Raw genomic sequence first — 9,091 nt, forward strand, 5'->3', positions numbered from 1 at the left:
AATTTCATAATTTTAAATTTTATTTTGTTAAACATTAATTTTCAACAAAACAATATCTTTGTATTCGTTTTACTAATACCCGTGCACTGGTTTTTATAATATGAAAGTAATAATAGGTTTATTATTTACAAAATAACGGTAAAAACTAACTTTTATTCATTCATATTTTAAATAATATATTTGTATTTGCTACAAAATAACTCATATTATGAATGCAATTGGGAATAAAATTAGACAAAGAAGAGAAGAAAAAGGCTTGTCGCAAGATAGTTTGGCTCATGAGCTGGGCATTACACAGCCCAGTTATGACCGTTTAGAATAGCAAGATGAACGCATTAGTATTAAACGATTAAAACAAATTGCTACGTTGTTAAAAACAACTGTTGCAGAATTAGTTGGAGAAAAAACACAAAAGGTAATTAATCAACAAAATAGTGAAGGTTCTCAAGCATATAATGTGGACACCATAAATACTATTATTAACGCCGACAAAGACCATATTGCAACATTAAAAGAGGAAAATGCATTTTTGAGAGGATTGCTTGATAAGTCAAATTAAAAATTTCAATTTCAATTTGTTTAAAATTAATTTAGGGAACATAACAAATTTAGAATTGATTAAAATTGTTTCATAAAATATTAAAAAACTTAATCAAATAGCAAACTTTCATTCTAATTTTATTATTGAGATTGATGCTCAAAATATAACTTTTGTTACTTTGGATGAATAGATTTAGTAATTTTAAGTTTAGCCATCATTTTTTACATTAAACAAAAAACCCTCACATTGCTGCAAGGGTTTCAATACTATTTTAGACTAATTACTAGTAACTAATCACTTGTATTAATATCTGTAATATTCTGGTTTGTATGGTCCTTCAACCGGTACGCCAATATATTTTGCTTGATCGTCACGAAGTGTTTCTAACTCTACTCCTAATTTAGCTAAATGCAAAGCAGCTACTTTTTCATCTAATATTTTAGGCAACATATAGACTTCATTTTTATATGCAGATGAGTTTGTCCATAGCTCTATTTGAGCTAGGGTTTGGTTTGTAAATGAATTACTCATTACAAAACTTGGATGTCCTGTTGCACAACCAAGGTTCACTAAACGACCTTCTGCTAAAACTATAACTTCAATACCATCAATAGTATACTTATCAACCTGAGGCTTGATTTCAACTTTGGTGTTTCCGTAATTTGTGTTTAACCAATTCATGTCAATTTCGTTATCAAAGTGACCAATGTTGCAAACGATAGTTTTATCTTTCATTGCACGAAAATCATTTTCTAAGATAATATCTTTATTTCCTGTTGTAGTTATAATAATATCAGCTGTTTTTATAACTGTAGCTAATTTTTTTACTTCAAAACCGTCCATTGCAGCTTGTAAAGCACAAATAGGATCAATTTCAGTAACAGTTACAATTGAACCAGCACCTCTAAACGAAGCAGCAGTTCCTTTTCCTACATCACCATATCCACAAACGATTACTCTTTTTGCAGCTAGCATCAAATCAGTTGCTCTACGAATTGCATCAACAGCAGATTCTTTACATCCGTATTTGTTGTCAAATTTAGATTTAGTTACAGAGTCATTAACATTGATAGCCGGAATGTGTAATGTTCCGTTTTTCATTCTTTCGTATAAACGATGAACACCTGTTGTAGTTTCTTCAGATAATCCTTTAATTTCTTTAATTAATGCAGGAAAACGATCAAAAACCATATTTGTTAAATCGCCACCGTCATCCAAAATCATATTTAATGGTTTTCTGTCTTCTCCAAACCATAAAGTTTGTTCAATACACCAATCAAAATCTTCTTCATTCAGCCCTTTCCATGCATAAACGGGTATTCCTGCAGCAGCTATTGCAGCAGCAGCATGATCTTGAGTTGAAAATATATTACATGAAGACCATGTAACATCGGCCCCTAGTGCGACTAGAGTTTCAATTAAAACGGCAGTTTGAATAGTCATGTGTAGACATCCTGCAATACGAGCCCCTTTTAAAGGTTGGCTAGCACCATATTCAGATCGTAATGCCATTAATCCTGGCATTTCTGCTTCTGCTAATTCAATTTCTTTTCTTCCCCAATCAGCCAAAGAAATATCTTTAACTTTATAAGGTACATAAGTTGCAATTTTTGTACTCATCTATTGTATATTTGTATTGTATAAATTTAAGCACAAATGTAAGTAATTCATTTTTATTTTAATTATAGATTTACATATTTTGTGAATTGTTTAGTAATTTAACACATTGAAAATCAATAAAATATTTAATGCCTTTTTATAAAAAAATAAGTATAAATAATGCTACATCAGTCTTTATCTGGAAAATTGAGGAAGATTATGACGAATTGTACAGTAGTATTTTGTTAAAAAAAACCTCTATAGCTCGTTTGCAATCAATGAAAGATGTGCGCCACCAAAACGGTTTTTTAAGCATAAGACATTTATTAAAAATAGCAGGTTATGATGATTTTGATTTGTATTATGACGAAAAAGGTAAGCCTCACTTGAGACTTAATAATGGTATTGAAACTTCAGTAAACTTATTGAACGCCTCACCAAATGAAAAGCACATTTCCATTTCACACTCGTTTAAATTTTCGGCAATCATTATAAGTGATGAGAAGGTGGGTATTGATATTGAATTACGGAGAGACAAGGTTCAATTGATAGCAAAGAAATTTATTGATGAGGAATTTAATTTTTTAGACACGTTTTCTCCAGATTACAGCAGCCTACTAACGGTTATATGGGGGGCAAAAGAATCTATATATAAATTATACAATCAAAAAGGGCTCTTTTTTATAGAAAATATTGAAGTGTTCCCGTTTTCTATTGAAGATAAAGAAGGAACAGCGAGGGTTACTTTTAAGAATGAAAAATCAAATTATTATTTTACCTTTGAAGAGATAGAAAGTTATACTTTGGTTTATGTTGTTGAAAATAGCCCTAATTTGTTGATTCATGCTTGATTTTCTTTTTGGTCAATATAAAACCTATTCCAATATTTTTATAGTATTTGAACTCATCGCAATTATTTTTGGTATTTGGAGTGTTTTTTTAGCTAAAAAAAATTCAATTTTAGTTTTCCCAGTTGGTTTAGTTAGCACCTTTATCTTCGTTTATTTGTTATACAATTGGGGTTTACTAGGCGATATGCTTATCAATATATACTATTCGGGTATGAGTATTTATGCGTGGCTTATGTGGGCAAAAAAAAAACAAGATAAACCTCAGTTTCCTATATCTAAAACTACCAAAAAAGAATTTTTAAAAGGAATTGTTGTTTTTTTACTATCACTTATTTTTGTTCTTATTGTGTACAAATATTTTAATAAATTGACACACTGGACAGCTTATGTTGATGCATTTACTACTGGAATTTTCTTTGTTGGGATGTGGCTCATGGCCAAACGAAAATTAGAAAATTGGATACTGTGGATTATTGGCGACATTATTTCAATACCTTTGTATTTTTATAAAGGATACACGTTTACTAGTTTGCAATATTTAGTTTTTACTATTATTGCTTTATTTGGTTATATACAATGGAAGAAATATTTAGCAAAGCAGATTTAATTCAGCTTCAGGGAAAAGGAATTTCGCTTCAAAAAGGCGAGGAACTAATTCGTTTTTTTAAAAAGGAAATTCCTACAATAATATTAGAAAAGTCAGCCACAATTGGAGACGGAATTTTAATTTTTTCTGATGAAGAGAGATCAAAATTATGTCTTTTTTTTGACGAACAAAAAGAACATAAAATAATTCAAAAATTTGTTCCTGCGTCTGGTGCAGCAACTCGAATGTTTAAGTTTCTAACAAGGTTTTTGTCGGAATATGATTTGAGTAAAAGATCTATTAACGCTTATTTAAATCACAAGAAAAACCATCAATTAAAAATTTTTTTATTAGGAAAAAAAAGATTTTCTTTCTACGATGAAATTAATAAAAAGCTAATTAAAATAATCCCTAATTATGAGCATTTAAATAAAAACGAAAAAGATTATTTGTTTATTAAAACGATGCTGTCTTCTGAGTATTTTGATTTTGCTAATAAACCAAAAGGAATTTTGCCGTTTCATATTAAAAACAATAAAACTACAACTCCAGTTGAAGAGCATATTTTAGAAAGCGACTTTTATAGAGTTTCAGGTATAAAAAACAAAATTCATTTTACGATTTCAAAAGAACATCAGCATTATTTTGAAAAAATAACAAATAAATTTAAGTTTGTGGATGTTAGTTTTTCATACCAAAATAAATCTACAGACACGCTTGCAGTAAACCTAGACAACACCCCTTATAGGCAGCAAGATGGAAGTTTATTATTTCGTCCAGGGGGACATGGGGCTTTAATTGAAAACTTAAACCAACTAGAAGCGGACATTGTTTTTATTAAAAACATTGACAATGTTTCCCAAAATAACATACATGAGATAGTTACTTATAAAAAAGTATTAGGTGGATTACTCTTGCAAAGGCAAAAAGAAATTTTTACGCACCTACAGCTTTTAGAAAACAATAAAATAGATGAGTTTCAATTAAATCAAATTAAAGATTTTGTGCTTCAAAAACTCAACATTAGATTGCCTATAAATTTTGAAAAATTTCAAATACAATACAAAATAGAAACGCTATTTAATGAATTAAATAGACCTATTCGGGTTTGTGGTATGGTAAAAAATGAAGGAGAACCTGGGGGCGGTCCTTTTTGGGTAAAACAACAAAATGGATTATCTTCGTTACAAATTGTTGAAACAGCTCAAATAAGTTTAATTGATGAAGTTCAAAAAAAGATAGTTAATCAAGCTACTCATTTTAATCCGGTAAATTTAGTTTGTGGCATCAAAGATTATAAAAACAACAAATTTAATTTAATAAATTTCGTTGATGACAACACAGGTTTTGTTGTAGAAAAAAGCAATCGCGGGGCCGTTTTAAAATCCTATGAATTGCCTGGTTTGTGGAATGGGTCAATGGCAAATTGGATTTCAATTTTTGTAGAAGTTCCTTTGTCTACATTTGATCCTGTAAAAACAGTGAATGATTTGTTAAAACAAGCACATCAACCGCAAGAGTAAAAAAGTGAAGATGAATAAAGAAATACTTTTGTCAGAACTCACATATAAAGCCGTAAGGAGCAGTGGTGCAGGTGGACAAAATGTAAATAAAGTTTCGTCTAAAGTTGTATTAAGTTTTGATTTAGAAAATTCTAGAGGGCTTAATTTTAACGACAAAACATATTTAAAAGCAAAAATTAGCACAAAATTAACTCAAGAATTTATCTTAATTTTAAATTGCGACCAAGATCGTAGCCAGTTTAAAAATAAAACTACAATTACCAAAAGATTTTTTGAAATCATTGAAAAAGGCTTAAAAAAACCAAAAATTAGAAGAGAAACCAAAGTTCCAAGAGGTGTAAAAGAAAAACGCATTCAGGATAAAAAGTTTACGGGTTCTGTAAAAGAAAATAGAAAAAAACCTGATTTTTAATATTAAATAATTAAAAACTTCTGTTATATTTGCATTGTCTCAAAGGGGTGCTTATGTTTTGAAATAAATTCAGAATTATAGGCTGAGATTATACCCATAGAACCTAGAACAGGTAATGCTGTTTAGGGAATTAACACAAGTAAATGCGATCATTTACTTGTGTTTGGATGTTTTATATTAATTTTAATCTAAGAATAATTACCCCTTTTATTCGTATAATTTATTTTACGAATGAAACTATTTTTTTTACAAAGTACAAAGACTCACTTAAGTCTGTTTTCTGTTTTATTTTCTTTATTTTCTTTTGCTCAAGAGCAACTTAAAGACTCCACAAAAATCACAACGTTAGATGAGGTTATGGTTTCTGCTATTCGTGTAGATTCTCAAACACCAATTACTTTTAGCAATTTAGACAAAAAAGATATCGCTTCCCGAAATTTGGGTCAAGATATTCCAATGCTAATGAATTTTATGCCCTCGGTTGTTACTACCTCAGATGCAGGTGCTGGTGTTGGCTACACCGGAATTCGTGTTCGTGGTAGCGATGCTTCTCGGGTAAACGTAACGATTAACGGAATCCCATACAACGATTCTGAAAGTCAAGGCACATATTGGGTAAATATGCCCGACTTTGCATCCTCTACAGCTAGTCTTCAATTACAACGAGGGGTTGGCACTTCAACTAATGGTGCTGGTGCTTTTGGCGCTAGTTTAAACCTTTTAACCGATGCGACTAGTGAAAAATCAAGTACCGAAATATCGAATTCTGCAGGGAGTTTTAATACCAGAAAACATACAGTTAAATTCAGTACAGGTTTGATGAATGAATCATTTGAACTTTCTGGCCGTTTGTCTCAAATTAATTCTGATGGTTTTGTTGATAGAGCATCGTCTGATTTAAAAGGATATTTTCTTCAAGGTTCATATTCTGGCAAAACCACATCAATTAAAGCTTTAGCTTTTGGAGGTAAAGAAAAAACATATCAATCGTGGTACGGTTTAGAAGATCTTCAAAAATTAAAAGATGACAGGACCTTCAATGTTGCGGGTATGTATTTTGATGCAGATGGGACAGTTAAATTCTATGATAATGAAACCGACAATTACAGCCAAGACCATTATCAATTGCATTGGAGTGAAAAAGTAAACCCATATTGGACTACTAACCTTGCCTTACATTACACTTATGGAAGAGGGTATTATGAGCAATATAAAGAAGATGAAGATTTTTCAACTTATAATTTTGATCCTATAGTTTTAGGCGGTGAAACTATTGATAAAACAGATGTTATTAGAAGACGTTGGTTAGATAATAATTTTTTTGGAACTACATTTTCTGCTAATTTTAAAAAAAATAATATAAATTTTATTTTTGGCGGTGCTTGGAACAAATATCAAGGAGATCATTTTGGAGAAGTTATTTGGTCACAATATGCATCAAATAGTGAAATTAGAGATCGGTATTACGATGATTATGCGAATAAAACAGATTTTAATATTTTTTCTAAAATGAATTACAAAGCTGCATCTAATTTGAGTTTGTTTGCAGATTTGCAATATAGAAGAGTGAGATATCAAGCGAATGGTGTTTTATCAACTTTTGTAGACGACACCTTCAATTTTTTCAACCCAAAAGCGGGTTTGACTTTCACTTTAGATAAAAGAAACAGATTTTATGCCTCTTATGCTATTGCAAATAGAGAGCCCAGACGTGATGATTATGAAAATAATAGCTTTAAGTCAGAACATTTGCAAGATATTGAAATAGGTTGGCGTTTTGCTTCAAATAAAGTTCAAGTAAATTCTAATGTATACTATATGAAATATAAAGATCAGTTGGTTTTAACAGGTGCATTAAATGATGTTGGTTCACCAGTTTATACAAATAGTGGCGATAGCTTTAGATTAGGAATAGAACTTGAAGCAACTATTAAATTAAACAATCAATTTTTGATTCAGCCTAATTTATCTTTAAGTCAAAACAAAAACAAAGATTTCTACTTTGAAAGGGATGGTGTTTTGCTTAATTTAGGCAGTACAAACATTGCTTTTTCACCTAATGTTGTTTTTGGAAATAGTATAGCGTTTAAGGCGAAACCAAATTTTCAAATATCAGTACTGTCAAAATACGTTGGAACACAATATATGGGAAATATTGATGCAAATAGCTCAAAATTAGACAGTTATTTTATAAATGATTTCAATGTTACCTATGAATTAAAAACAAAATCTATTTTTAAATCAATCGTTTTTTTAGTATTAGTAAATAATGTATTAGATGTTCAATACGAATCTAACGGTTATTTTTACACCTATAATGATGATTATTCTAACCCAGGAAGTATTTCAACTGTTGAGGGAGCAGGATATTATCCTCAAGCGGGGATAAACTTTTTAGCAGGAATGACTTTAAAATTTTAAACTAATTTACCGCAAATTTACAGATTTGTTCAGCTAAAAATTTGTGAATTTGCGGTTATTTTTTAGTTTTTTTTAATTATATATTCGTATAATATTTCCATTAACTTCAGTTCGATAAGCTTTTAAAGGATAAGTTTTACCATTACTAATGCCAGTAAATAAGCTGTATTCTGCGCCATCACATGAACAAACTGCGTTAATGCCATTTAATGTCATTGTAGAGCAGCTGCCTAAGGTTTGATTAGGACAAGCAGCGTCAAAAGCGGTGAATGTATTGTTACCGGTATTAAACAGAAAAATACCTCTAATTCCCACACCTGCATTTGTTATTAAAACGCCATTGGCAGTAAATTGCAAATTACTATATGTGGGTAAATTTAAATTTACAGTAAAATTTACTGCGTAGTTGGGTAAATATGGATTATTGTTAATTATGCTGTTTTGTTCACAAGCCATAAAAAATGGAATAATACACAGAATAAGAATTTTTTTCATGCTTATTTTTTTTTATTTGATCAAATTTATAATATTAAAACGACTATTACTTAAAAATAATACCTAAAAAAGTATGTAATCAAATTATTTCTTATATTTGCAAGTAGGAATCTCACTGGTATGAGATTCTTTTTTATTTTTATAAATACAGCAGTTATGAGTACAGTATCTTATTATACAGCAGAAGGTTTAAAACATTTGAGAGATGAATTAGATCAACTAAAAAGCATAGAAAGACCAAAAGCATCACAAGCTATTGCAGATGCAAGAGACAAAGGTGATTTGTCTGAAAATGCCGAATACGATGCAGCAAAAGAGGCACAAGGCCTTTTAGAAATGAAAATTTCTAAAATGGAAGAAGTTGTTTCAAATGCTCGTTTAATAGATGAGTCGCAATTGGATTTAACAAAAGCCCTAGTTTTATCAACAGTTAAAATTAAAAATCAAACTAATGATATGGAAATGACCTATACTTTGGTTGCAGAAAGTGAAGCAGATTTAAAGGCAGGAAAAATATCTGTAACTTCTCCAATTGGTAAAGGATTGTTAGGAAAATCTGTAGGAGAAATAGCAGAAATTAGTGTTCCAAACGGAACTTTAAAGTTTGAAGTTATAGAAATTTCTAGACATTAACTATGAGTTCTATTTTTACCCAAATAGTAA

10 protein-coding genes and 1 riboswitch are annotated in these 9,091 nt (G+C 30.2%); of the genes, 8 read left to right on the forward strand and 2 right to left on the reverse strand.

Annotated elements, in window-relative coordinates; genetic code table 11:
• Nucleotides 1–208: 208 nt before the first annotated feature.
• Both AABM47_RS08425 and AABM47_RS08430 read left to right on the forward strand, forming a co-directional pair.
• Nucleotides 209–322, forward strand: coding sequence for a helix-turn-helix transcriptional regulator (locus AABM47_RS08425; protein WP_338410485.1), 114 nt, complete (start codon nucleotides 209–211; stop codon nucleotides 320–322).
• Between the two features lie 45 nt (nucleotides 323–367).
• Nucleotides 368–559: a hypothetical protein gene (locus AABM47_RS08430; protein ID WP_338410486.1), complete on the forward strand. Its 192-nt coding sequence runs from the start codon at nucleotides 368–370 to the stop codon at nucleotides 557–559.
• Between the two features lie 285 nt (nucleotides 560–844).
• On the opposite strand, the gene ahcY is transcribed toward AABM47_RS08430, so the two are convergent.
• Nucleotides 845–2,161 carry an adenosylhomocysteinase gene (gene ahcY, locus AABM47_RS08435; RefSeq protein WP_338410487.1) on the reverse strand — a complete coding sequence of 439 codons (1,317 nt, stop codon included), beginning with the start codon at nucleotides 2,159–2,161 and terminating at the stop codon, nucleotides 845–847.
• A 128-nt stretch (nucleotides 2,162–2,289) separates the two neighbouring features.
• Between ahcY and AABM47_RS08440 the strand changes: the two genes are divergently transcribed.
• The 5 genes from AABM47_RS08440 (at nucleotide 2,290) to AABM47_RS08460 (ending at nucleotide 7,933) form a co-directional block, all read left to right on the forward strand.
• A complete protein-coding gene (locus AABM47_RS08440) occupies nucleotides 2,290–2,991 on the forward strand; it encodes a 4'-phosphopantetheinyl transferase superfamily protein (RefSeq protein ID WP_338410488.1) in 702 nt (233 codons plus the stop codon).
• Complete coding sequence (pnuC, locus tag AABM47_RS08445; protein WP_338410489.1) at nucleotides 2,984–3,598, forward strand: nicotinamide riboside transporter PnuC; 615 nt, start codon at nucleotides 2,984–2,986, stop codon at nucleotides 3,596–3,598. Before AABM47_RS08440 ends, pnuC begins: the two co-directional genes overlap by 8 nt.
• Nucleotides 3,568–5,100, forward strand: coding sequence for a DUF4301 family protein (locus AABM47_RS08450; RefSeq protein WP_338410490.1), 1,533 nt, complete (start codon nucleotides 3,568–3,570; stop codon nucleotides 5,098–5,100). Before pnuC ends, AABM47_RS08450 begins: the two co-directional genes overlap by 31 nt.
• Before the next feature lie 10 nt (nucleotides 5,101–5,110).
• Nucleotides 5,111–5,512 (forward strand): alternative ribosome rescue aminoacyl-tRNA hydrolase ArfB, encoded by a 402-nt coding sequence (gene arfB / locus AABM47_RS08455; protein ID WP_338410491.1) that lies wholly within the window; start codon nucleotides 5,111–5,113, stop codon nucleotides 5,510–5,512.
• 33 nt (nucleotides 5,513–5,545) lie between these two features.
• A riboswitch (TPP riboswitch) is annotated at nucleotides 5,546–5,659 on the forward strand.
• An 84-nt stretch (nucleotides 5,660–5,743) separates the two neighbouring features.
• The gene (locus AABM47_RS08460) at nucleotides 5,744–7,933 is read left to right on the forward strand and encodes a TonB-dependent receptor (protein WP_338410492.1); all 2,190 of its coding nucleotides are present in this window, start codon (nucleotides 5,744–5,746) and stop codon (nucleotides 7,931–7,933) included.
• A 72-nt stretch (nucleotides 7,934–8,005) separates the two neighbouring features.
• Here AABM47_RS08460 and AABM47_RS08465 read toward each other — a convergent pair whose 3' ends face one another.
• Nucleotides 8,006–8,428, reverse strand: a complete 423-nt coding sequence (locus AABM47_RS08465) for a hypothetical protein (protein ID WP_338410493.1) — start codon at nucleotides 8,426–8,428, stop codon at nucleotides 8,006–8,008.
• Between the two features lie 156 nt (nucleotides 8,429–8,584).
• Here AABM47_RS08465 and greA point away from each other — a divergent pair, with 156 nt between their 5' ends.
• A complete protein-coding gene (gene greA / locus AABM47_RS08470) occupies nucleotides 8,585–9,061 on the forward strand; it encodes a transcription elongation factor GreA (protein ID WP_338410494.1) in 477 nt (158 codons plus the stop codon).
• The last annotated feature ends 30 nt before the right edge of the window (nucleotides 9,062–9,091 follow it).

Source organism: uncultured Flavobacterium sp., assembly GCF_963925415.1.
GTDB lineage: Bacteria > Bacteroidota > Bacteroidia > Flavobacteriales > Flavobacteriaceae > Flavobacterium.

Coding starts and splice junctions, on each gene's coding strand:
- AABM47_RS08425 (WP_338410485.1), top strand. CDS start 209: ATGAATGCAATTGGGAATAAAATTAGACAAAGAAGAGAAGAAAAAGGC.
- ahcY (WP_338410487.1), bottom strand. CDS start 2,161: ATGAGTACAAAAATTGCAACTTATGTACCTTATAAAGTTAAAGATATT.
- AABM47_RS08440 (WP_338410488.1), top strand. CDS start 2,290: ATGCCTTTTTATAAAAAAATAAGTATAAATAATGCTACATCAGTCTTT.
- pnuC (WP_338410489.1), top strand. CDS start 2,984: ATGCTTGATTTTCTTTTTGGTCAATATAAAACCTATTCCAATATTTTT.
- AABM47_RS08450 (WP_338410490.1), top strand. CDS start 3,568: ATGGAAGAAATATTTAGCAAAGCAGATTTAATTCAGCTTCAGGGAAAA.
- arfB (WP_338410491.1), top strand. CDS start 5,111: ATGAATAAAGAAATACTTTTGTCAGAACTCACATATAAAGCCGTAAGG.
- AABM47_RS08460 (WP_338410492.1), top strand. CDS start 5,744: ATGAAACTATTTTTTTTACAAAGTACAAAGACTCACTTAAGTCTGTTT.
- AABM47_RS08465 (WP_338410493.1), bottom strand. CDS start 8,428: ATGAAAAAAATTCTTATTCTGTGTATTATTCCATTTTTTATGGCTTGT.
- greA (WP_338410494.1), top strand. CDS start 8,585: ATGAGTACAGTATCTTATTATACAGCAGAAGGTTTAAAACATTTGAGA.